Source organism: Mycobacterium angelicum, assembly GCF_002086155.1.
Taxonomy (GTDB): domain Bacteria; phylum Actinomycetota; class Actinomycetes; order Mycobacteriales; family Mycobacteriaceae; genus Mycobacterium; species Mycobacterium angelicum.
The window spans coordinates 124273-146236 of sequence record NZ_MVHE01000008.1; the positions used below are offsets into that span (position 1 = coordinate 124273).

Consider the following 21964-nt stretch of genomic DNA (forward strand, 5'->3'; position numbering starts at 1 on the left):
GCGATTCAACCTCAGCGTGTGCCGACAACTCCGCGTACCAGCTCGATCAACGCACGCGGCTGGTCGCTTTGCACCGAGTGACCCGAATTCTCGACGACATGTGCGGCACGGAAATGCTTTGCCCGACGGCTTAATTCGGCTACGTCGTCGTCGTTGACAAAGCCCGACGTGCCGCCGCGTACCAGGGTGACGGGCGCGGCCAGGGCGTCGACGTCGTCCCACAGCGTCGCGAAGTCGGGAAATTTGCGAATTGCGTCGTACCGCCACGCCCAGTTGCCGTTGTCGAGTCTGCGGGAATTGTGAAATACCCCGCGGCGCAACGCTTTTACCTCACGATGCGGCGCCGCGGCGATGGTCAGGTCCAGCATGGCCTGGAAGCTGGGGAACTCCCGTTCACCGTGCATCAGTGCCACTGTGCCGTGCTGCTCTTTGGTCATCTCGGAGTGTCGCTGCAGCGCCGACGGGGTGACGTCGATGAGGACGAGTTCGTCCACGAGGTCCGGTGCCGTCGCACCCAGGCGTATCCCGGTCAGCCCGCCCAGCGACATCCCGACGACGAATTCCGCGCGCGGCGCCAGCTCGCGTAACACCGGCGTCAGGGCGTCGGCATTGTGTTGCGGCGAATAGTCGCCGTCCTCGCGCCAGGTGGAGTGGCCGTGGCCCGGTAGGTCCACCGCCAGCGCCGGCTCACCGAGTCCGACGATGACGGTGTCCCAGGTGTGCGCGTTCTGTCCGCCACCGTGCAGAAAGATCACCCGCGGCTCTGGGCCGCCCCAGCGCAGCGCGCTGATGCCACCTGCGTGCAGCCGCTCGACGGCGGGCAGCGGACCCGTCACACCAGCCTGCTCGGCATTTTCAGCCAGCAGGGCGAACTCGTCGAGACCGGTTAGTTCGTCGTCGGAGATTTCCGTCACGACTCCGACATTACGAACTGGGGTTGGGCGACTTTAGTCGGCCCCGATGATGAACTCTTCGAGCTGGGCGCGCGCGACGTCGTCGGGCAGCTGCTCGGGCGGGCTCTTCATCAGGTAGGCCGACGCCGGGAGCACCGGGCCGCCGATGCCGCGGTCCTTGGCGATTTTGGCCGCGCGCACCGCGTCGATGATGATGCCGGCCGAGTTCGGCGAGTCCCAAACCTCGAGCTTGTATTCCAGGTTCAGCGGCACGTCACCGAAGGCGCGGCCTTCCAGGCGCACGTAGGCCCACTTGCGGTCGTCGAGCCACGCGACGTGGTCGGACGGGCCGATGTGGACGTTCTTGTCCTCCACCTTGCCGGCGAGCGAGCCGGTGAGGTTGGACGTGACGGCCTGGGTCTTGGAGACCTTCTTGGACTCCAGCCGCTCGCGCTCCAGCATGTTCTTGAAGTCCATGTTGCCGCCGACGTTGAGCTGGTAAGTGCGGTCCAGCGTGACACCGCGGTCCTCGAACAGCTTGGCCATCACCCGGTGGGTGATGGTCGCGCCCACCTGGCTCTTGATGTCGTCGCCGATGATCGGCACACCGGCGTCCTTGAACTTCTTGGCCCACACCGGGTCGGAGGCGATGAAGACCGGCAGCGCGTTCACGAACGCCACGCCGGCGTCGATGGCGCACTGGGCGTAGAACTTGTCGGCCTCTTCCGAACCCACCGGCAGGTAGGACACCAGCACGTCGACCTTGTTGTCCTTGAGGACTTTCACCACGTCGACCGGCTCGTCGTCGGACAACTCGATGGTGTCGGCGTAGTACTTGCCGATGCCATCCAGCGTCGGGCCGCGCTGCACCACCACGTTGGTGGGCGGCACGTCGGCGATCTTGATGGTGTTGTTCTCCGAGGCGTAAATCGCGTCGGAGAGATCGAAGCCGACCTTCTTGGCGTCCACGTCGAACGCGGCGACGAACTTGACGTCGCGGACGTGGTACGGCCCGAAGCGCACGTGCATGAGGCCCGGCACATTCGAGGTGTCGTCGGCGTTGTAGTAGTACTCGACACCCTGGACCAGCGAGGACGCGCAGTTACCGACGCCGACGATGGCGACACGTACCTCGGTCGATGCCTGCGGCTCGTTGTACTCACTCATTAGGGCGTTCTCCTAACCTCATAACTTCTGGGGTGTCCCGGTGTTTCGTTTCGTGCAGGGTTTTATGTCTGTTCCGCGTGCGGCGCGGCCCGTTCGGCGGCGATGAGCTCGTTGAGCCACTTGACCTCGCGTTCACTGGACTCGAGACCAAGCTGATGCAGTTGGCGGGTGTAGCGGTCCAGCGAAGTGCTGGCCCGGGCGATCGCCTCGCGCAGCCCTTCCCGCCGCTCCTCGACCTGACGGCGACGGCCTTCCAAGATGCGCATCCGCGCTTCGGCCGGGGTCCGGTTGAAGAACGCCAGGTGTACGCCGAAGCCGTCGTCGGTGTAGTTGTGCGGGCCGGTGTCGGCGACCAGCTCGCCAAAGCGCCGTCGTCCCTCGTCGGTCAGCTGGTAAACCCGGCGGGCACGTCGCACCGGAGTTCCGGCGGGGGCGGCGTTCTCGGCGATCAATCCCTCGGCCTGCATGCGGCGCAGCGCGGGATACAGCGAGCCGTAGGAAAACGCCCGGAACGCGCCGAGCAAGCCGGTCAGGCGTTTGCGCAGCTCATAGCCGTGCATCGGCGACTCGATCAGGAGGCCCAGAATGGCGAGCTCCAGCATCGAGACACCTCCCTCTGACCTGGCTGGTTAAGCGGCGTGGTTACGCTGGCTGTTACGTTGACTGATTACAGCGACTGGTTACGATCGGCCAACACCTCGTGAAATCCTATCGCTCCGATATATTAGCGACAACACCACCAAATGTTAGTGCGCTGTTCGTCACACATTCGAACAGGGTTGACCGGCGCCGGCGGATCTACACCTGTTAGGCCACCGCGATCAGGACGGGTAATTCACCTGCTTGACGGTGCCGTCGCCGGCGAACTCGATGTAGCCACTGCCGTAGTCGCTGGAGACATACACCGTGAGCGATAACGCACCGGGGGTGGTCGGGTCGGTGGCGGGCTCGACGATCAAATAGGTGGACTTGACGTCCGAGCCCTTGATGCCGACGGTTTCCGGGGCGCCGCGCAGGATGCCCACCGCCGTCTTCACGTCGAACTTGCTCAGGTCAACCACGGTGGCGTCGACGCTGGACTTGGCGGAGCTGCTCGGATCTCCCCAGCCGCCACGGTAGGTGTAGTTCAGCACGCGGCGCTCGTCCTTAGGGTCCTGGCGATCGAGCGACGCGTACGTGGGGTAGACCACCAGCCGGTAGCCCATGGTGTCGCCGAACCGTTTGCGGGTTTGCTCGATCAGCCCGGTCAGTCCGCCCAGGGATTGCAGTTGCTTGGGCGGCGTGAGCACCACGGCCGCGACGCCGTCGGGCTTGGCTCCAGGGTCGGAGGTGAAGTCCAGCGGCGAACTGGTGTTGCCGTAGAGACCCCAGCCGATGCCGATGCCCAGCAGCACCGTCACCACGAAGGCGGCGATCGTGATACCCAGACCACTGGGTTTGGGACGTAGCTTGACCGCCGGCGTCTGCGGGTGTGCGCCTTCGGACTGCAGGTCGGTCAGCAGGTGCTGCAGCTCGCCGAGCGTCACGGCCTTGGTCGCCGAACTGACGCGTTCGCGATGCTCCTCTGACGAGATCTCGCCGTCGCCCAGGGCGGTGTCGAGGATCCGGCATGCTTCCTGCCGGTCGCTGTCCTTCGCACGCGTTGACGTCGGTCCCGACCATTTCGCCACGGGGACGATGGTAGAAGTCCGGCGTGCGGTGACGACGCAATACCCCCAGCACCCGCGCGACAACACCGTCGGTTGCATATCGGTGGTGGGCGGGGCCACGTACTCTGGTCAGCGTGCGATTGCAGCGACAGGTAGTCGACTACGCGCTTCGGCGGCGCTCACTGCTGGCCGAGGTGTACTCGGGGCGCACCGGCGTGACCGAGGTGTGCGATGCAAATCCCTACCTGCTGCGCGCCGCGAAGTTTCACGGGAAACAAAGCCAGGTGATGTGCCCGATCTGCCGCAAGGAGCAACTCACGCTGGTGTCGTGGGTGTTCGGCGAGCACCTGGGTGCGGTGTCGGGTTCGGCGCGTACCGCCGAGGAGCTGGTGCTGTTGGCAACGCGGTTCTCGGAGTTCGCCGTGCACGTGGTGGAGGTCTGTCGCACCTGCAGCTGGAACCACCTGGTCAAGTCGTACGTCCTGGGTGCGGCGCGTCCACCTAAGGGATCCGGCAGGCGGACGGCGCGCAACGGCGCCCGCACGGCCAGTGAATAACGAAGGGCGCCACCACCAGTCGTCCAGTAACGCACCAGGCGGGTCGGCGAGTGAAGGTGTGGGACAGCAGCCCGGCGGCGACGAGGGCGATCCGCGCCCGGCCGGGCAGCGCCGTCAGGTTCCGCCCGACGACCGGCTGACCGCGATCATCCCCGCCGTGACCGACGACCGGTCAGCCCGGCACGCCGACCCCATCGAGGAGGTCAAGGCCGCACTGGACAGCCCCGGCTCGGCGGCACAGCAGCGCGACCCGCTCGACCAGGTGCAGGCCGCCCCGCTGGATCAGGTCAAGGCCGCGCTCGATGCTCCGCCCTCGCGACGCCACCGGCGCGGCGGCGGCACCCCTCCCCCTGGAGGGGTGCCAGGGGGACCGCCGGGCGGGCCTCCTCCTGGAGGGGTGCCGGGTCCATCGGGGCGCCCCGGCGGCCGGGGCTCACGGCCGAAGGTGGACGTGAGCTGGGTCCAGCAGATCAACTGGAGATGGGTAAAGCGCTCGCTGGTCATCACGGCGGTGGCGATGGTGTTGCTGCCGATCGTCACCTTCACGATGGCCTACTTCATCGTCGACGTCCCCAAGCCGGGCGACATCCGCACCAACCAGGTTTCTACGATTCTGGCCAGCGATGGCTCCGAGATCGCCAAAATCGTTCCGCCCGAAGGTAATCGGGTCGACGTCAACCTCAACCAGGTGCCGGTACACGTACGCCAGGCGGTCATCGCCGCCGAAGACCGCAATTTCTACTCCAACCCCGGCTTCTCCTTCAGCGGATTCGCGCGCGCGGTGAAGAACAATCTCTTCGGCGGTGACCTGCAGGGCGGCTCGACGATCACCCAGCAATACGTCAAGAACGCGTTGGTCGGTTCCGCGCAGCACGGGTGGAGTGGTTTGCTGCGCAAGGCCAAAGAGTTGGTGATCGCCACCAAGATGTCGGGGGAGTGGTCCAAAGACGATGTGCTGCAGGCCTATCTGAACATCATCTACTTCGGTCGCGGTGCGTACGGGATTTCGGCGGCCTCCAAGGCCTACTTCGACAAGCCCGTCGAGCAGCTCACCGTCGCCGAAGGTGCACTGCTGGCCGCGCTCATCAGGCGGCCCTCCACCCTGGACCCCGCGGTCGATCCCGATGGTGCGCTGGCGCGGTGGAACTGGGTGCTCGACGGGATGGTGGAGACCAAGGCGCTGTCCGCCAATGACCGTGCCGCGCAGGTATTCCCCAAGACCGTTCCGCCGGATCAGGCGCGCGCACAGAACCAGACCAGCGGCCCCAACGGCCTGATCGAGCGGCAGGTGACCAAGGAACTGCTCGAGCTTTTCAACATCGACGAGCAGACGCTGAACACCCAGGGTCTACAGGTCACCACCACGATCGACCCGCAGGCGCAGGCCGCCGCGGAAAAAGCGGTGTCGAAATACCTTGACGGCCAAGACCCGGACATGCGCGCAGCCGTGGTGTCGATCGATCCGCACAACGGAGCGGTGCGCGCGTACTACGGCGGATCCAATGCTCAGGGCTTCGATTTCGCCCAAGCGGGATTGCAGACCGGTTCATCGTTCAAGGTGTTCGCCCTCGTGGCGGCGCTGGAGCAGGGCATCGGTCTGGGCTACCAGGTGGACAGTTCCCCGTTGACCGTCGACGGCATCAAGATCACCAACGTCGAAGGCGAAAGTTGCGGCACCTGCAACCTGGCCGAAGCGCTCAAGATGTCGCTGAACACTTCTTATTACCGGCTAATGCTCAAGCTCAAGGGCGGGCCGCAGGCCGTCGCCGACGCCGCGCACCAAGCCGGCATCGCCGAAAGCTTCCCCGGCGTCTCGCACACGCTTTCCGAAGACGGCAAAGGCGGTCCGCCCAACAACGGAATTGTGTTGGGCCAGTACCAAACCCGGGTGATCGATATGGCAACGGCGTACGCCACGCTTGCCGATTCCGGGATCTACCACCGTCCGCATTTCGTGCAGAAGGTGGTCAACGCCGAGGGGCAGGTCCTGTTCGACGCCGGCACCGCCGACACCAGCGGCGAGCAGCGGATCCCCAAGGCCGTCGCCGACAATGTCACCGCGGCGATGCAGCCGATCGCCGGCTATTCGCGTGGTCACAACCTGGCCGGTGGGCGGCAGTCGGCGGCCAAGACAGGCACCACGCAGCTGGGTGACACCACTTCCAACAAGGACGCCTGGATGGTGGGCTACACGCCGTCGTTGTCCACGGCGGTCTGGGTGGGCACCGTCAAGGGTGATCAGCCACTGGTAACCGCCTCGGGCGGAGCGGTTTACGGCTCCGGGCTGCCGTCGGACATCTGGAAGTCGACCATGGACGGCGCCCTCAAGGGCACCCAGAACGAGACCTTCCCTAAACCGACCGAGATCGGTGGCTATGCGGGCGTGCCCGCGCCGCCCCCGCCACCGCCGGCGCCACCTTCGGAGACCGTGATTCAGCCGACGGTGGAGATCGCACCAGGCATCACCGTGCCGGTCGGTCCGCCTACCACGATCACCCTCGGACCCGCCGTGCCGCCCGGGGGGCCTTCGGCGCCCCCGCCTCCTGAGAACCCCACGCCGCCACCGTGACGGGCGCACCGAACCAGCGCGCCAGCACCTCACCCATGCCGTTGGCCGGCGATCGCCGGAGCGCAGACAACCGTGATTGCCCCAGCCGTACCGATGTGCTGGGCACCGCTCTGGCCGAGGTAGTGGGCGGGCCGGTCGGCCGGCACGCGCTGATCGGCCGCACCCGGTTCTTCACCCCACTGCGGGTGATGTTCGTGATCGGATTGGTGTTCCTGGCGCTGGGCTGGTCGACGAAAGCGGCCTGTCTGCAGAGCACCGGCACCGGCCCGGGTGACCAACGGGTGGCCAACTGGGACAACCAACGCGCCTACTACGAGCTGTGTTACTCCGACACCGTGCCGCTCTACGGCGCAGAGTTGTTGAGCCAGGGCAAGTTTCCGTACAAGTCGAGCTGGATCGAGACCGACGCCAACGGCACGCCACAGGTTCGCTACGATGGCCAGCCCGCGGCGCGCTACATGGAGTATCCGGTCCTGACCGGCGTCTACCAGTACGTCTCGATGGCGATCGCCAAGACCTATACCGCGCTGAGCAAGTTGCGTCTTTTTCCGGTGGTCGCCGAGGTGGTGATGTTCTTCGATGTCGCCGCCTTCGGGTTGGCGCTGGCTTGGCTGGCTACCGTCTGGGCTACCGCGGGCCTGGCCGGGCGCCGCGTCTGGGATGCCGCGCTGGTGGCCGCCTCGCCGTTGGTGATCTTTCAGATATTCACCAACTTCGATGCCCTGGCAACGGCTTTCGCGATGGGCAGTCTGCTGGCGTGGGCGCGGCGAAGACCTGTGCTGGCCGGCGTGCTGATCGGGCTCGGCGCCGCGGCCAAGCTGTATCCGCTGTTGTTTCTGGGCCCGTTGTTGGTGCTGGGAATCCGCGCGGGCCGGTTGCGTGATTTCGTCCGCACCACGGTGGCTACGGTGCTCACCTGGTTGTTGGTCAACCTGCCGGTGCTGGTCTTCTATCCGCGGGGATGGTCGGAGTTCTTCCGGCTCAACACCCGCCGCGGCGACGACATGGACTCGCTGTACAACGTTGTGAAGTCGTTCACCGGCTGGCGCGGCTTCGATCCGAGATTGGGCTTCTGGGAGCCACCGGTGGTGCTGAACACCGTGGTCCTGGTGCTGTTCGTATTGGCTTGTGCGGCAATCGCTTACATCGGTTTGACCGCGCCGCAGCGGCCGCGGTTGGCGCAGCTGGCCTTTCTGGTGGTGGCCACGTTCCTGCTGACCAACAAGGTATGGAGCCCCCAGTTTTCGCTATGGCTGGTGCCGTTGGCCGTGCTGGCCCTTCCGCACCGGCGGATTCTGTTGGCGTGGATGACGATTGACGCGCTGGTGTGGGTGCCGCGGATGTATTACCTGTACGGCAATCCGAATCGTTCGCTGCCGGAACAGTGGTTCACCGCGACGGTGCTGCTGCGCGATATTGCCGTTATGGCGTTGTGTGCGTTGGTGATTCGACAGATCTACCATCCCAATGAGGATTTGGTGCGCTGGCAGGGGCGGGTCGACGACCCGGCGGGCGGAGTCTACGATCGTGCCCCGGACGCGCCGCCGGGCTGGGTGCCGGCCTGGCTGCGTCCCGTCTCGCGACGTCAGCGAATCGCTACCGTCGGCCAGGAGGCATGATGCAGGTCGCCATTCCGTTGTTCCCGCGTTTCACCGCGCTGGACGCTGTCGGGCCATACGAAGTGCTGCAACGCATTCCGTCGATTGACGTGGTGTTCGTCGGGCATCAGCGCGGTGAACTGCGTACGGAGAACGGCATGCTCGGGGTCAACTGCGACGCGACCTTCGACGAAGTCGGCGCACCGGATGTGGTGGTGTTTCCCGGTGGTATCGGGACCCGGGTGCTGATCGGCGACGAAGTCATCCGCGGCTGGCTGCAAGCGGTGCATCCGGGCACCAAGTTCACCACGTCGGTGTGTACCGGTGCACTGTTGCTCGGCGCTGCGGGTCTGCTGGATGGCCTCACTGCGACGACACATTGGCGGGCCGCCGAAGAGCTGAACCGGCTGGGTGCAAGGTATGTGCCCGACCGAGTCGTCGAGCATCTGCCGCAGCGAATCATCACCGCCGCCGGGGTTTCCAGCGGGATCGATATGGCCTTGCGGCTGGTTGAGTTGCTGGTCGATCGCGAGGCCGCGCAGGCCGCTCAGTTGCTCATCGAATACGACCCGCAGCCGCCGTTCGACTCGGGTTCGCTGGCCAAGGCCGACGAGTCGACGAAGGCCAGGGCGCACGACTTCCTGCAGGCGCGAAAGTAAGGTGGCCCTTGCGGACGGGCTCTGGCCGCCGCGAGACATAAAGTGGGCACACGCTTTTCGGCGAGTCGTGTGCGACGTTTATGTGTCGCCGCAGGGGTACGACCTCAGGAATACGAAGCCGTTGCTTCGAGTGACTCCGCCAGATGCGCCGCCGCGATTTCACGGGCTTTGGCGTCGAATTCGTCGTCGAAGAAGCCCTTACTTTCGAGGTGGGCCTCAAGCCGCGGTAGCAGGTACTTCTCCAGTGGGCAGTCTTGCAGGACGTGGCTATCGAAGTGGCGTGCGATGGGGCTGGTGTCGCAGGCGCCCAGGAATGGGCACCCGGTGCAGATCGACTCCTTGAGACGGGTCTCTTCGACGATCAAGTTGCGGTAGGTGAGGCCATTGACGATGTGCTCGATGGGTGTCTCGGTGATATTTCCAAGGATCCCGTGCTCGCGATACGTGTCGCAGGCCAGCGTGCCGTCACGGTCGATAACCAGGACGTCGTTGCCCAGTAGCGCCCGGTCTTGGCGCGGGCGTTCTAAGTTCAATCGCTTGAGAATTACCGTTTGCATGCACTGGTTGAGTGGATCGACCCGCGGCCGCATACCGGCGGAGAGCCACAAATCGAAGAACACCATGATCGCGTCGAGAATGTCTGCCAGGCCGACAGTTACGCCTTCCATCGAACGCGTCGGCGGACCGCCGAACAGCGGAAGCAGCCGCGCCGGCTTATCGATTCGAGTGATCTCGTCGAAGACCTGCTCGATCTGGCTCACCGTGTGCCCGGCCAGCACCGAGATGATGCTGAACGGTATGCCCCGGTCCCGTAGTCGACCCATATTCGCCCGAACTGCCGACTCAGTTGCGCGACCTCCTGCGGTCAGTCGCACTCCCGCGGCGAAGTCGACCGAGACGCCAAGGGTGATTCCGTGCTCTTGGAAGACGTCGAGATGCTCATCGCGAACGGAGTAGAGATTCGTTTGTAGGTAATTCCGCACCCGCCGGCTTTCAACCCATTCGCCGGGAAAAATCTCCCGTTGGAGTGCGAACACGGTCTCGAAATACGTACGGGGCAACAGTGTCGGCTCGCCGCCATGCCAAATGATGTCCACGGGCAGGTCGTATCCGCTGCGCTGGCTCGCGAGCTCGGCGTAGTCGCGTATGGCGACCAAAGCGTGTCGCCATACGGCCTCCGACATCCTTGTCGGGTCCGACAGGTGCTCCCACTCATAGCAATATTTGCAGCGCAGATTGCACAGCTTGGTGGTTTTCATTACCCATTGCATCGCAGCAGCACTCCGTCGGCACCCTCCAAGATTGATTTGGCTATCGAGACAACTCGAGATCCGATGAGAGCAGGAAGAACGCTGCCGGCTTTACCGCACCTGAGCGAAAGTGGCTGCCAGCGACCGTCTCTTGGCCTTCGGCAAAAGCAGAGATGATGGATGCGGGGCTAGCTGACCCGAACGCCTCGGCAATAACACTGCCGACATCGGTTTGCGGCTTTTCGAGCAAGATGGTCATGCTGCGATTCCTTTAGGTAGTGACACCCGTCTCTTACGGCTGTTCGACATGGGGACGGTAACCGTAAGAAAATGCCCATGGCACTGTGCACTTTGGGCAGATAACGGTCGAAATAGAGCATCCTGCACATTGCCCCGGATTTGCCCGGATTTCCCTGGCCAGCCCACGTCCGGTAGCCTGGGGCGGTTGCCGACGCAGGCGACCCTCCTGCCACGGAACGACCGTGGCCGCACAGACCAGAGGAGGTGATGAGGTCCCTATGCGTCCATACGAAATCATGGTCATCCTTGACCCCACCCTTGACGAGCGCACCGTCGCCCCGTCGTTGGAGACGTTTCTCAACGTCGTCCGCAAGGACGGCGGAAAGGTCGAGAAGGTCGACATCTGGGGTAAGCGCCGGCTGGCTTACGAGATCGCCAAGCACGCCGAAGGTATCTACGTTGTCGTCGACCTGAAGGCGGAGCCGGCGACGGTGTCCGAGCTCGACCGCCAGCTGAGCCTGAACGAGTCGGTGTTGCGCACCAAGGTGATGCGCACCGACAAGCACTGACTGTCCGCTGTCGGCGCTGCTGCGTAGGCTCGCCGGAGATAATCCCTAATCCTTTATCAGGCGGACCCAGGAGGAACTTGTGGCTGGTGACACCACTATTACCGTCGTCGGAAACCTGACCGCGGATCCCGAACTGAGGTTCACTCCGTCGGGTGCGGCCGTCGCGAACTTCACCGTGGCCTCGACGCCTCGGATCTACGACCGCCAAAGCGGTGAGTGGAAAGACGGCGAGGCATTGTTCCTGCGCTGCAACATCTGGCGTGAGGCCGCCGAGAACGTGGCCGAGAGCCTCACCCGTGGAGCGCGGGTGATCGTCACCGGCCGGCTCAAGCAGCGTTCCTTCGAAACCCGCGAGGGCGAGAAGCGCACCGTGGTCGAGGTCGAGGTCGACGAGATCGGACCCTCGCTTCGGTATGCGACGGCCAAGGTGAACAAGGCCAGTCGCAGCGGCGGTGGCGGCGGAGGCGGTGGCTTCGGCGGTGGTGGCGGCGGCGGATCCCGTCCGGCCCCGGCTGCGCAGCCGAGCGGCGGATCCGGTGACGACCCCTGGGGCAGCGCCCCGGCGTCGGGCTCCTTCGGCGGCGGCGACGACGAACCGCCCTTCTGATTTCACACACTTCAAGACCAGTAAGAACGGAAAGAAAAGACACTCATGGCCAAGTCCAGCAAGCGGCGCCCGGCTCCGGAGAAACCGGTCAAGTCGCGCAAGTGCGTCTTCTGCGCCAAGAAGGACCAGAACATCGACTACAAGGACACCGCGCTGCTGCGGACCTACATCAGTGAGCGCGGCAAGATCCGGGCCCGCCGGGTCACCGGCAACTGTGTTCAGCACCAGCGCGACATCGCGCTCGCGGTGAAGAATGCCCGCGAGGTCGCGTTGCTGCCCTTCACCTCGTCGACGCGGTAACTGTCGGCCGCCCAACGGAAAGTACGTAAAACGATGAAGCTGATTCTGACGGCTGACGTCGACAACCTCGGTTCTGTCGGCGACAGTGTCGAGGTCAAGGACGGATACGGCCGCAACTTCCTGCTCCCGCGCGGGCTGGCGATCGTCGCCTCCCGCGGGGCTCAGAAGCAGGCCGACGAGATCCGCCGGGCCCGTGAGACCAAGACGGTGCGCGACCGCGAGCACGCCAGCGAGCTCAAAGCCGCGATCAACGCGCTTGGAGCGGTCTCGCTGTCGGTCAAGACTGCCGGCGATTCCGGCAAGCTGTTCGGCTCGGTGACTGCCGGCGACATTGTCGCCGCGATCAAGAAGGCAGGCGGACCGAACCTCGACAAGCGCATCGTCCGGTTGCCCAAGGCGCACATCAAGGCCGTCGGCGCGCATCCTGTGGTGGTGCACCTGCACCCCGAAATCGACGTCGAAGTCTCCATCGACGTCGTCGCGGAAAGCTAACTTTCGGCAAACGTTCGTGACCCCGGTGTGGCCGCGCCCGGCCCCCGGGGTTTTCGGCTGCGCGAAAATCGCCTGCCGAGGCCCGCGCGGGGTGTGCTTTCTGGCGAACTATTTGGTGCGTGTCCTCGCGCAACCTGCTTAACCGACCCTTTACTCGCCGAAAATCTGCGCGAAAACCAACACGCCCGGCGCGGTAACCTGGCCCGACACGCCGAGGAGATTGTTGTCCACACTGAATGTGCCTCGTTGTACGGTTCTCAGCAGCAGAGATGTCGTCCCGCCCCGCATTAATCCACAGGTTCTCCACACCCCCCTTAACACAGCTGTCGACGGATATGCACACACGATGCACAGCTTCATGAACAACAGCCTCTTGGAGTACTCGCCAGCAACGTTTACGGTTCTCCCGGCGCTTAGACATAGCGGGTGATCGGCCTGGTGGCCAGTTGGGTAGGGGGCGGGGTGTCGGTGCGTTGCCTTACGCTCTGAATAGCGGCAATCGAATGTATGTTCGTATGCTCGTAGCAGAGGAGGTGAGTGCCCGTGGCGGTCGTTGACGATCTGCCGCACCCAGGTATGGATGCTCCGCCGCCCAGTGAGGATTTCGGGCGCCAGCCGCCGCAGGATCTGGCCGCTGAGCAGTCGGTGCTGGGCGGGATGCTGCTGAGCAAGGACGCCATTGCCGACGTGCTGGAACGGCTGCGGCCCGGGGACTTCTACCGCCCCGCCCACCAGAACGTCTACGACGCCATCTTGGATCTGTATGGCCGCGGGGAGCCGGCCGATGCGGTGACGGTGGCCGCCGAGTTGGACCGCCGTGGGTTGTTGCGCCGCATCGGCGGTGCGCCCTACCTGCACACGCTGATCTCGACGGTGCCGACGGCCGCCAATGCGGGCTACTACGCGGGCATCGTCGCCGAGAAGGCGCTGTTGCGCCGGCTGGTGGAGGCCGGTACGCGGGTGGTGCAGTACGGCTATGCCGGCGCTGACGGCGCCGATGTCGCCGAAATTGTCGACCGCGCCCAGGCCGAGATCTACGACGTGGCCGAGCGGCGGACAACGGAAGACTTTGTGCCGCTAGAGGATCTGCTACAGCCAACGATGGACGAGATCGACGCCATCGCCTCGAACGGTGGTATCGCCCGCGGTGTGCCGACCGGTTTTACCGAGCTCGACGAGGTGACCAATGGGCTGCACCCGGGGCAGATGATCATCGTCGCGGCACGTCCGGGGGTGGGCAAGTCGACCCTCGGGCTGGACTTCATGCGGTCCTGCTCAATCAAGCACCGCATGGCCAGCGTGATTTTCTCCTTGGAGATGAGTAAGTCCGAGATCGTGATGCGGCTGCTGTCGGCGGAGGCGAAAATCAAGCTCGCCGATATGCGTTCGGGCCGGATGAATGACGACGACTGGACCCGGCTAGCCCGGCGGATGAGTGAAATCAGCGAAGCGCCACTGTATATCGACGATTCGCCGAACCTAACCATGATGGAGATCCGCGCTAAGGCCCGTCGGTTGCGACAGAAGTCGAACCTGAAGCTTGTCGTCGTCGACTATCTGCAGCTGATGACCTCAGGCAAGAAGCACGAGTCGCGACAGGTCGAAGTATCCGAATTCTCAAGGCATTTAAAGCTTTTGGCTAAGGAACTGGAGGTTCCAGTAGTCGCGATCAGCCAGCTCAACCGCGGCCCGGAACAGCGTACTGACAAGAAGCCAATGCTGTCCGACCTTCGCGAGTCGGGAAGTTTGGAACAGGATGCCGACATGGTTATCCTGCTGAATCGCCCCGATGCCTTCGAACGCGACGACCCGCGTGGGGGAGAAGCGGATTTCATTCTCGCCAAACACCGTAACGGTCCGACCAAGACGGTCACCGTCGCGCACCAGCTGCACTTGTCGCGGTTTGCCAACATGGCCAGGTGACGCGGCACCGGTGGGTGTGCGGTCCACAATTGGGTGCGCGTCATCTGAGGATCCGATTAGGAAAGTCGCCGCCGCATGCGCGGTCGCCTAACAACGACCATCTAGCCCGCCGCTGTACTCGTCCACACGATCGTTGATCGCCGGGGCCGACTTTTCGATGAGCCAACCTCTCATTTCCATGCGCGCCGCATGACCTCGGGCTCATCCAGGTCGGCGAACGTCTCCGCCAATCGCGCCAATCGGCCACCGTGACCGAGCTTTGGTCAATAGCTTTCTGCGCTCTCACGTGCGGTTGCGCCACGGCTGCGCGCGGGCCGACCGATCGGCTGACAGTTCGTCTTCAGCTCCTCGGCGAGCATCACGATGATGTCGCTGGGACCGCGGATGTAGGTGAGTTTGTAGAGGTCTTCATAGGTCGCCACGCCACGAAGCGGACGGCAGCCGTGCCGCGCGGCTATCTCAAGCGCCATGTCGATGTCGTCAACTGAGAAAGCGACGCGGTGCATGCCAATCTCGTTGGGAGTAGAGGGTTTTGACTCGATCGCTGTGGGGTGGATGAACTCGAATAGCTCAAGGCGACCGTGACCGTGTGGCGTCTGGAGCATCGCAATATTGGCGTGGTTGCCGTCAAGACCGACGGCAGTGTCGGTCCATTCGCCACAGACGGTGTCACGCCCGATGACCGTGAGACCGAGGTCGGTGAAAAAGGCGATCGCTGCTTCGAGGTCACGAACGGCGATCCCGACGTTCTCGAGCCTAATGGGCATGCATTGGACAGTATCGAGCCGAACCGAATACCTGGTGACGAGGCCGCTACGCGCATTCATCAGCAAACCTTTGACCGCTGGGCTGATTCGCGGATCCGCATACCTCACCGGTTGGGCAGTGACGGTGTTGAAGCGCGCCAATTCAGTTTCGCGGCAAGAGGATTCCGAACAAAGCTGTCAAGGTTGCCGCTGATGCGACCGGAGTCCCGGGGTACCGGTGCGAGGCAAGAGATGTTAGCGAGGCGATTAAACCGCGTCGAATGCGCACATGTCGCCGCCGGTGGCGGCGAGGAATTCGGCGACGCGATAGGGGTTGACAACCTACAACCGTCTGGTTGTATGTTTGAAAATGTGATCGCGACTGACGAGGATCGGGCGGACGCCCTGTTCCACGCGCTTGCCGACCGGACCCGCCGTGACATCTTGCGCCGGGCGCTCGCCGGGGAGCACTCGGTGTCCGCGCTCGCAGTCAAGTACGAAATGAGTTTTGCAGCGGTGCAAAAGCACGTCGTCGTGCTGGAGAAGGCCGGCTTGCTCACCAAGCGACGCAACGGTCGCGAGCAGCTGGCCAGCGGTGACGTGGCGGCCGTGCGGTCGGTGGCGTCCATGCTCAGCGAGCTGGAACAGATTTGGCGTGGTCGCATCGCACGCATCGACGAACTCATCTCATCCGACGCAAGCAAGGAGAACTGAGCCATGCCGGTGACCGACGTTCAGCAGGACCTCGACAACCTGACCCTGACCATCACTGCCGAGTTCGCCGCGCCGGTGGAGAGAATCTGGCAGGTCTACGCCGACCCGCGTCAGCTGGAGAAGGTGTGGGGGCCGCCGAGCTATCCGGCAACCGTGGTCGACCACGACCTCAGGCCCGGCGGCCGCACGACTTACTACATGACCGGCCCGGGTGGCGACAAGCACGCCGGATACTGGGAGATCACGGCCGTTGACGAGCCCACGAGCTTCTCCTTCGTCGACGGATTCGCCGACGTGGAGTTCAATCCGAACCCCGGGCTGCCGGTCTCGAGGAACGTGTACACCTTCGCCGAGCACGACGGCGGCACCCGCGCGACCTACGTGAGCACCTTCGAGTCCGCCGAGGCGCTTCAGCAGGTGCTGGACATGGGCATCGTCGAGGGCGCCTCATCGGCGATCAACCAGATCGACGCTCTGGTTGCCTCCTAGCTCCATCTTCGACGCCGTCGCCCGATCGCCGCGACGGCATCGACCGCCCTGGGGGATGTTGAGACAACATTCAACGCACGAGCCGTAGCCGCCGCACAGCCAGTCGCACCGTCAGCCGTTGGCCGCAGGACAAGAACAACGAGTCGCTTTCGATGCCGTCGCCGAACACCACCAACCGATCCGACTCCACGTCGACCGTCAGCGTCGTGGCGTTGAGGTCCCCTTCCACAAGGGATGTGCCCGTTGCGGGCGACGGCCAAGCCTCGCGCACGAACCACGCGAGCCGCGGTTCGCTCGGGCCGGGCAGCACAACGCTGCTGCGGCGTTGCTCCCAGACCGAGCGACACCACCCGGTTGCACCGGTTCCAGTGGAGACGATCACTCCGGATGACGCCTGCCGCTCGGCGCGGCCGTCAGGCAAGGCGAGCGTGTAGCGCGCGGTTTGGTGGCTGGCATGGCCCACGAAGATCTCGTTGACGGCCAGCAATTGCTGTCCGTCATCGGTCACAGCTTCGGCCATCGTGCGCGGCTCGATCTCGGCACGGTTTTGCGCCGCCGCCCGAATCAGTCCGCCGGCGCCGTCGGGAGTGTGTGGAACCAACACGCCGGCATTGCGATTCGGTTCGGTGTTGACGCCGATGACCGGCTGACCATCGAGGTACTTGGCGACGTTAGCCACCAGACCGTCCTGCCCCACCACGATCACGATGTCGCGGGGCTCGAACAGAAATCGGGACAGGTCTGCCCGTTCGACCCGGCCGCGTCGCCAGTCCGCAGGAATCGCGGCGGCGACGGCGGCCAGGGCCGACTGAGTGCTGGCGTGCCGGACCTCGAGCTCATCGATGCTGCGACCGCGGCTGGATAGGAAGAACGCTGCCTGCCCGTGTGTCCCGTGCCGCGCCAGGGCATCGTCGAGTTCGGTGCGCCGGTGCACCAGCACCGCCCTCGGCGGAAGCGTCATGACGCACCCGCCCCCAGCCGGGCCAGCACGGGCGCAAGCAGATCCGGCGTCAGCGCCAGGTGCTCGATCTTGGGCAGATTGGCGGCCAGTTCCTTGACCGCCAAGCCCAGCAGGGTGGCCTCGGACAGGTCGCGGTAGGCGGCCAGCCGCGCGGCCTCGGCGGTAGCCTCCGCGTCGCCCATCAACCGAGTGGCTTGTGCCTTCGCCTCGGCCAGCTGTACTTCGCGGCGAGCCTGCGCTTCGGTGGCGATCGCGTCAGCGGCCCAGGATTCCTGGGTTTTCAGTCGCTCATTGGTGCCGTTCTGGGCAACCAGTTCCTGCTCGCGGCGCGCAAGTTCGATCTTGGTCTGCAGCTCGTTCTCGCCGATGGCTCGTTCCCGTTCCACGGCGAGCGCCCGGCGCTCGAACGTGGCGCGGTCCGCCTCCTGCTGAACCTGCTCGCGGGTCGGTGTCTGCAGCGCGCGTTCCACCTCGGGCTCGGGACGAATCGCCACCACGCGAACCCCGATCACCGCGATACCGGTTTGGGCGAGTCGTGTGTCGTTGGCGAGCCCCGCGGCCATGCAGTCACGCACCGTGCTGATCCCGTCCACCAGCGCCGTGGCCAACATGGTGCGGGCCAGTAGGGCCAGCCCGTGCTGCTGTGCGGATTCGGTCAGTATTCCAGCTACCTGTTCCAGGGGAGCTGATCGCCAGTAGCCGGTTTCGGTGTCGATCGAAAAGTCGATGCGCTGCGCGGCCAGCGCGGGTTTGGCGATGCGGTAGGTGACGGTGGCTTGTACGGCCACGTCCTGGAAGTCGGCTGTCCGGGCGTGGAATAGCAGGGGCAGTTCGCGGTCGTCGAGCGGGATCTCCGACATTGCCGCGGTCAGGGGAAGGAACCAGAACGCCAGACCGGGTCCATCTTGTACAAGCTGGCCTCCGCGCAGTGCGCGGATGTGTGAGGTCGGTTCTACGCGCAGGTGACGTAGCAGTGGGTAGCGGGTGATTACGGCCATGATGGCCACCTCCTTCTTGGTTATCGTCGCAGTGACGATAAGGGCAGAGATGACTTTTCGTCAATCCGACGATTACTCTGGTCGAATGTCGCACTCCGAGCCGAACGACTATCCGCCGGTAGCGGTGACCGTCGACCTGGTGGCACTGACGATCCGTGAAGACGAGCTATGTGCGCTGGTGGTCCGCCGCGGGCAGGCGCCATACGCCCGCCGGTGGGCGCTACCCGGCGGATTCGTTCGACCTGGCGAGGACCTTCACGAGGCTGCCGCCCGTGAGCTGATCGAGGAAACCGGTATGCCCATCGACCGGCTGCATCTGGAGCAACTGGCCAGTTACGGTGCACCGCAACGTGATCCGCGTATGCGAGTGATCACCGTCGCATATCTGGGCCTGGCACCCGACCTTCCGGTACCGGCCGCCGGTGGCGATGCGGCCGGTGCGCGCTGGGCACCCGTAGCCGAACTGATGAGGACCAGGCTCGCGTTCGATCACCGCCAGATCCTGGCCGACGGCGTGGAGCGGGCTCGCGGCAAGCTTGAGTACACCCCCCTGGCGACCACCTTCTGTCCGGATGAGTTCACCGTGGCCGAATTACGCCGGGTCTACGAAATCGTTTGGGGCACAGCGCTGGACAGCCGGAACTTTCACCGCAAGGTCACCGGAACCGAAGGATTTCTGGTTCCTACCGGGCAAACCACTACCCGCGACGGTGGCCGTCCGGCGCAGCTCTATCGCCCCGGCGAATTGCGGTACCTGCACCCGCCGATGACGCGCGCCAGCATCCCTGAGCCCGCGAGCCGCAGGTCAGCGGAAACGGATGTTTAGCGTTGCCAGGCCGAAAATCTTTCGGCCACCGGACTTCGCGGCGACAATGACGACACCCGTGCGGGTATCCGGGTCCAGCGACTTGATCCGGCCGCTGTACTCGATGTCTGCGCCGTCGATGGCCGCCACGATCGCGGGCGCAGACAGCCGCACCGCGAACCGCGTCACCGCTCCGGGGTCACCCGACCACGTCGAGACGAATCCGGCACCCAAGCCCATGGTGAGCATTCCGTGGGCGATCACATCGGGCAGCCCAGCGAGCTTGGCGAGGTTCTCGTCCCAGTGAATCGGGTTGGCATCGCCGGCCACCCCGGAATAGTTCACCAGGTCGCCGCGGGACAGTCGGGCGTGGTGGACCGGTAGCTCGTCGCCGACCTTCACGTCATCGAAGGACGGCGTTCCTGGCGCGCGGGTCGCTTCGGCAATCTTCACGTCACCCTCGGGACGTACCGTCTTGTGGTAAGTCGCGTCGGCTTCGTCGCTTGCGAGGATGTTCACGTCGTGCATCATCGCCCGCTGCACCACCGCCTTGACCGCAGGATCGACCTCGTCGGCCCGGACGCCGACGACGGTGGTGTGCAAGGTGTGCACCCGCTCGCCGGCTGGATCGGTGAAGGTATTGGTGACGGTGATGAGGTCTCTGCCGGCAACCCGGCGCACCGATGACAACTCGACGTCGATGTGCAGTTCGTCGCCGGCCACGATCGGGCGGTGCTGCTCGAAGACTTCTTCGGTCTGAACGTAGGTGTCGTACCCGACGACGACGGTCTCGAACATGCGGCGATTGCAGGTCATGCCCGGGACCGACGTGAAGGTCAGCGGCGCCACCAGATCCGAATAACCCAGTCCAGCGGCGGCGGCGACGTCCCAGTGTGCGGGGTGATAGTCCTGCACTGCGCGCGCGTACTCGCGTAGCTTCTCGCGGCCGACCAGGTAGGTGCCGTCCATTTGGTAGTAGTGGCCGACCCGCGATTCGATTGCCGACGCTTCTGCTGCTGCAGTCACAATTTGCTCAACTGTTCTATGGCCGATTAATGAGCCTGACCAAAGCACACTAGCCTGCGGACACGGCGGACACACACGCCGACGGTCGTCGCCGGTTTGCGCAGGTCCCTCCCTGCAACGCTCCCGGTGCGATAGAACGGTAGGAGCCACCAGGCCGCTTCACCCTAAAACCGCAAAGAGGAGTTCAGTTATGCAGTCGGTCAGTGGACTCAACGTCCTTGTCACCGGGGCCGCGATGGGCCTTGGCAAGCTGTTCGCCACCAATGCTGTCAAAGAGGGAGCTGCGGCGGTGGTGCTTTGGGACGCCAACGAGGCCGCCCTGAAGGAAACCGCCGCCGAGTTGGAGGCGGCTGGCGGCACGGTCCATTACGAAATCGTCGACGTCACCTCGCAAGACCGCGTGGCCGAGGCCGCCAACCAGGTCCGCGCCGAGGTCGGCACGATCCACGTGCTGTTCAACAACGCCGGCATCGTGCGTGGCAACGGCTACTTCTGGGAGAACCAGCCGCGCGACTTCATGCTCACCATGGAAGTCAATTCCATTGGCCCCATGCTGGTCGCCCGGGAGTTCCTGCCGGCGATGATCGAATCCGGCACCCAGTGTCGTCTGGTCAATATCGCATCCTCAGCCGGACTGAACGCCATTCCGCGCATGGCCGCCTATGCCGCGTCGAAGTGGGCGGCGATCGGCTTCTCCGATTCGGTGCGGCTAGAGCTTGAACAGGCCGGCCACGAGCAGGTCAAGGTCACCACCGTATGCCCGACCTACATCAACACCGGCATGTTCGAGGGCGCAAAGGGCATCCTGTTCACTCCGATGCTCAAGCAGGAGGACGTGGTCGACCAGGCGTGGGCGGCAATGCTCAAAGGCGATTCATTCGTCATCATCCCGTGGACGTCGAAGATGAATAAGGTGCTCAGCGCCGTGCTGCCGGTGTGGCTGCGCGATGTGTATCTGCGGCGCGTCGGCGTCTACAACTCGATGGACGAGTTTTCCGGGCACTAAGTTTTTCGGGGCACTAAGTCCGGCCGCTGGTCCGACGTTCTAGACCGCGATCGGGCGCGCTCATATCTCCGGTTTCGGGTGTGCCGTCGGCGAGCGCGTAGCGCAGGTGCACGGAGCCGCTCGGCGCGGCTACCGGCGGCTCGAGGAGCGTGACGTTGGTGGGCACCGCGCCACCGTCGAACACCTTCTTTCCGACGCCCAGCACTATCGGGTGCACCCACAGGTCGAGACGATCGAAGAGCTTCTCGCGCAAGAGGGTCTGCACCAGGTTCAGGCTGCCGACGACCTTCACGTGCTCGTGCCGGTCGCGGATCTCGCGTACAGCGTCGGCCAGATCCGGCCCGAGTTGCGTGGAGCCGGCCCACGACAGATCGGGCCTGCCGCGGGAGGCCACGTACTTGGGAATGCTGTTGAACAGGGTGGCCATCTCTGCGTCCTCGCCGACCTGTTGGTGTGGCCAATACGCAGCGAAGATGTCGTAGGTCCGCCGCCCGAGTAGCAGGGCGTCGGTGCCCTGGTAGGCGGCACCGATCTGCGCGCCGGTGACCTCGTCTACCAGGGGCGCCTGCCAGCCGCCGAACGGGAATCCCACCGGATCCTCGTCCGGGCCACCGGGTGACTGCCCGACGAGGTCGAGGGTGGCAAACAGCGCGATATGGATGAGGCCCATGGCTTACTCCCGATGAGTCGATTGTCTCCGTCGGCAGGTAGACCCGCACGCGCCGGCAAAGTCATCGCTCGACGGG

Annotated in this window: 23 protein-coding genes and 1 pseudogene; 13 read left to right on the forward strand and 11 right to left on the reverse strand. The window is 64.5% G+C overall.

Annotated features, from left to right (window positions below; all coding sequences use genetic code 11):
* Positions 1–11 precede the first annotated feature (11 nt).
* The 4 genes from BST12_RS08335 to BST12_RS08350 all read right to left on the reverse strand — a co-directional run bounded on the left by BST12_RS08335 (position 12) and on the right by BST12_RS08350 (position 3730).
* The gene (locus BST12_RS08335; RefSeq protein ID WP_083112634.1) at positions 12–914 is read right to left on the reverse strand and encodes an alpha/beta fold hydrolase; all 903 of its coding nucleotides are present in this window, start codon (positions 912–914) and stop codon (positions 12–14) included.
* Positions 915–947: 33 nt separating this feature from the next.
* On the reverse strand, positions 948–2060 hold the full coding sequence (locus BST12_RS08340; RefSeq protein WP_083112635.1) for an inositol-3-phosphate synthase: 1113 nt from the start codon (positions 2058–2060) through the stop codon (positions 948–950).
* 62 nt (positions 2061–2122) lie between these two features.
* The gene (locus BST12_RS08345) at positions 2123–2662 is read right to left on the reverse strand and encodes a PadR family transcriptional regulator (protein WP_083112636.1); all 540 of its coding nucleotides are present in this window, start codon (positions 2660–2662) and stop codon (positions 2123–2125) included.
* A gap of 219 nt (positions 2663–2881) precedes the next feature.
* Positions 2882–3730, reverse strand: coding sequence for a DUF1707 SHOCT-like domain-containing protein (locus BST12_RS08350; protein ID WP_308207382.1), 849 nt, complete (start codon positions 3728–3730; stop codon positions 2882–2884).
* Between the two features lie 113 nt (positions 3731–3843).
* Between BST12_RS08350 and BST12_RS08355 the strand changes: the two genes are divergently transcribed.
* The 4 genes and pseudogenes from BST12_RS08355 to BST12_RS08370 all read left to right on the forward strand — a co-directional run bounded on the left by BST12_RS08355 (position 3844) and on the right by BST12_RS08370 (position 9092).
* Positions 3844–4266, forward strand: coding sequence for a DUF5318 family protein (locus BST12_RS08355; protein WP_083112637.1), 423 nt, complete (start codon positions 3844–3846; stop codon positions 4264–4266).
* Positions 4259–6835 (forward strand): transglycosylase domain-containing protein, encoded by a 2577-nt coding sequence (locus tag BST12_RS08360; RefSeq protein ID WP_083112638.1) that lies wholly within the window; start codon positions 4259–4261, stop codon positions 6833–6835. The genes BST12_RS08355 and BST12_RS08360 overlap by 8 nt, the downstream gene beginning before the upstream one ends.
* Positions 6832–8542 (forward strand): annotated as a pseudogene (locus tag BST12_RS08365) (glycosyltransferase family 87 protein). The gene BST12_RS08360 and the pseudogene BST12_RS08365 overlap by 4 nt, the downstream one beginning before the upstream one ends.
* Positions 8451–9092, forward strand: coding sequence for a DJ-1/PfpI family protein (locus tag BST12_RS08370; RefSeq protein WP_211281234.1), 642 nt, complete (start codon positions 8451–8453; stop codon positions 9090–9092). Before BST12_RS08365 ends, BST12_RS08370 begins: the two are co-directional and overlap by 92 nt.
* 104 nt (positions 9093–9196) lie before the next feature.
* Here BST12_RS08370 and BST12_RS08375 read toward each other — a convergent pair whose 3' ends face one another.
* On the reverse strand, positions 9197–10363 hold the full coding sequence (locus BST12_RS08375; RefSeq protein WP_083112640.1) for a radical SAM protein: 1167 nt from the start codon (positions 10361–10363) through the stop codon (positions 9197–9199).
* 40 nt (positions 10364–10403) lie between these two features.
* Positions 10404–10601, reverse strand: a complete 198-nt coding sequence (locus BST12_RS08380) for a hypothetical protein (RefSeq protein ID WP_083112641.1) — start codon at positions 10599–10601, stop codon at positions 10404–10406.
* A 259-nt stretch (positions 10602–10860) separates the two neighbouring features.
* Here BST12_RS08380 and rpsF point away from each other — a divergent pair, with 259 nt between their 5' ends.
* From rpsF to dnaB, 5 genes are all read left to right on the forward strand, one after another.
* Positions 10861–11151 carry a 30S ribosomal protein S6 gene (gene rpsF, locus BST12_RS08385; protein WP_083112642.1) on the forward strand — a complete coding sequence of 97 codons (291 nt, stop codon included), beginning with the start codon at positions 10861–10863 and terminating at the stop codon, positions 11149–11151.
* Positions 11152–11230: 79 nt separating this feature from the next.
* Positions 11231–11758, forward strand: coding sequence for a single-stranded DNA-binding protein (locus BST12_RS08390; protein ID WP_083112643.1), 528 nt, complete (start codon positions 11231–11233; stop codon positions 11756–11758).
* A gap of 45 nt (positions 11759–11803) precedes the next feature.
* Positions 11804–12058, forward strand: coding sequence for a 30S ribosomal protein S18 (gene rpsR, locus BST12_RS08395; protein WP_083112644.1), 255 nt, complete (start codon positions 11804–11806; stop codon positions 12056–12058).
* Positions 12059–12091: 33 nt separating this feature from the next.
* Positions 12092–12550, forward strand: a complete 459-nt coding sequence (rplI, locus tag BST12_RS08400; RefSeq protein WP_083112645.1) for a 50S ribosomal protein L9 — start codon at positions 12092–12094, stop codon at positions 12548–12550.
* A 543-nt stretch (positions 12551–13093) separates the two neighbouring features.
* A complete protein-coding gene (gene dnaB, locus BST12_RS08410; RefSeq protein ID WP_083112676.1) occupies positions 13094–14473 on the forward strand; it encodes a replicative DNA helicase in 1380 nt (459 codons plus the stop codon).
* A 263-nt stretch (positions 14474–14736) separates the two neighbouring features.
* Here dnaB and BST12_RS08415 read toward each other — a convergent pair whose 3' ends face one another.
* Positions 14737–15240 (reverse strand): VOC family protein, encoded by a 504-nt coding sequence (locus tag BST12_RS08415; protein ID WP_083112646.1) that lies wholly within the window; start codon positions 15238–15240, stop codon positions 14737–14739.
* 351 nt (positions 15241–15591) lie between these two features.
* Between BST12_RS08415 and BST12_RS08420 the strand changes: the two genes are divergently transcribed.
* Positions 15592–15933, forward strand: a complete 342-nt coding sequence (locus tag BST12_RS08420) for an ArsR/SmtB family transcription factor (protein ID WP_245850139.1) — start codon at positions 15592–15594, stop codon at positions 15931–15933.
* Positions 15934–15936: 3 nt separating this feature from the next.
* A complete protein-coding gene (locus BST12_RS08425) occupies positions 15937–16422 on the forward strand; it encodes an SRPBCC family protein (protein WP_083112648.1) in 486 nt (161 codons plus the stop codon).
* A gap of 70 nt (positions 16423–16492) precedes the next feature.
* Here BST12_RS08425 and BST12_RS08430 read toward each other — a convergent pair whose 3' ends face one another.
* Together BST12_RS08430 and BST12_RS08435 are read right to left on the reverse strand one after the other, a co-directional pair.
* Complete coding sequence (locus BST12_RS08430; RefSeq protein WP_083112649.1) at positions 16493–17383, reverse strand: NAD(+)/NADH kinase; 891 nt, start codon at positions 17381–17383, stop codon at positions 16493–16495.
* On the reverse strand, positions 17380–18381 hold the full coding sequence (locus BST12_RS08435; RefSeq protein ID WP_083112677.1) for an SPFH domain-containing protein: 1002 nt from the start codon (positions 18379–18381) through the stop codon (positions 17380–17382). Before BST12_RS08435 ends, BST12_RS08430 begins: the two co-directional genes overlap by 4 nt.
* 85 nt (positions 18382–18466) lie before the next feature.
* Between BST12_RS08435 and BST12_RS08440 the strand changes: the two genes are divergently transcribed.
* The gene (locus BST12_RS08440) at positions 18467–19207 is read left to right on the forward strand and encodes an NUDIX hydrolase (protein WP_083112650.1); all 741 of its coding nucleotides are present in this window, start codon (positions 18467–18469) and stop codon (positions 19205–19207) included.
* Here the strand turns inward: BST12_RS08440 and BST12_RS08445 are convergent.
* On the reverse strand, positions 19187–20212 hold the full coding sequence (locus BST12_RS08445; protein ID WP_083112651.1) for a fused (3R)-hydroxyacyl-ACP dehydratase subunits HadA/HadB: 1026 nt from the start codon (positions 20210–20212) through the stop codon (positions 19187–19189). The genes BST12_RS08440 and BST12_RS08445 overlap by 21 nt on opposite strands.
* A 190-nt stretch (positions 20213–20402) precedes the next feature.
* On the opposite strand from BST12_RS08445, the gene BST12_RS08450 reads away from it, so the two are divergent.
* On the forward strand, positions 20403–21218 hold the full coding sequence (locus tag BST12_RS08450) for an SDR family NAD(P)-dependent oxidoreductase (protein ID WP_083112652.1): 816 nt from the start codon (positions 20403–20405) through the stop codon (positions 21216–21218).
* Positions 21219–21231: 13 nt separating this feature from the next.
* Here BST12_RS08450 and BST12_RS08455 read toward each other — a convergent pair whose 3' ends face one another.
* Positions 21232–21888, reverse strand: coding sequence for a dihydrofolate reductase family protein (locus BST12_RS08455; RefSeq protein ID WP_083112653.1), 657 nt, complete (start codon positions 21886–21888; stop codon positions 21232–21234).
* Between the last annotated feature and the right edge of the window lie 76 nt (positions 21889–21964).

Coding starts and splice junctions, on each gene's coding strand:
- BST12_RS08435 (WP_083112677.1), bottom strand. CDS start 18,381: ATGGCCGTAATCACCCGCTACCCACTGCTACGTCACCTGCGCGTAGAA.
- BST12_RS08345 (WP_083112636.1), bottom strand. CDS start 2,662: ATGCTGGAGCTCGCCATTCTGGGCCTCCTGATCGAGTCGCCGATGCAC.
- BST12_RS08380 (WP_083112641.1), bottom strand. CDS start 10,601: ATGACCATCTTGCTCGAAAAGCCGCAAACCGATGTCGGCAGTGTTATT.
- BST12_RS08440 (WP_083112650.1), top strand. CDS start 18,467: ATGTCGCACTCCGAGCCGAACGACTATCCGCCGGTAGCGGTGACCGTC.
- BST12_RS08375 (WP_083112640.1), bottom strand. CDS start 10,363: ATGCAATGGGTAATGAAAACCACCAAGCTGTGCAATCTGCGCTGCAAA.
- rpsR (WP_083112644.1), top strand. CDS start 11,804: ATGGCCAAGTCCAGCAAGCGGCGCCCGGCTCCGGAGAAACCGGTCAAG.
- BST12_RS08430 (WP_083112649.1), bottom strand. CDS start 17,383: ATGACGCTTCCGCCGAGGGCGGTGCTGGTGCACCGGCGCACCGAACTC.
- BST12_RS08370 (WP_211281234.1), top strand. CDS start 8,451: ATGATGCAGGTCGCCATTCCGTTGTTCCCGCGTTTCACCGCGCTGGAC.
- BST12_RS08450 (WP_083112652.1), top strand. CDS start 20,403: ATGCAGTCGGTCAGTGGACTCAACGTCCTTGTCACCGGGGCCGCGATG.
- rplI (WP_083112645.1), top strand. CDS start 12,092: ATGAAGCTGATTCTGACGGCTGACGTCGACAACCTCGGTTCTGTCGGC.
- BST12_RS08340 (WP_083112635.1), bottom strand. CDS start 2,060: ATGAGTGAGTACAACGAGCCGCAGGCATCGACCGAGGTACGTGTCGCC.
- BST12_RS08425 (WP_083112648.1), top strand. CDS start 15,937: ATGCCGGTGACCGACGTTCAGCAGGACCTCGACAACCTGACCCTGACC.
- BST12_RS08455 (WP_083112653.1), bottom strand. CDS start 21,888: ATGGGCCTCATCCATATCGCGCTGTTTGCCACCCTCGACCTCGTCGGG.
- BST12_RS08415 (WP_083112646.1), bottom strand. CDS start 15,240: ATGCCCATTAGGCTCGAGAACGTCGGGATCGCCGTTCGTGACCTCGAA.
- rpsF (WP_083112642.1), top strand. CDS start 10,861: ATGCGTCCATACGAAATCATGGTCATCCTTGACCCCACCCTTGACGAG.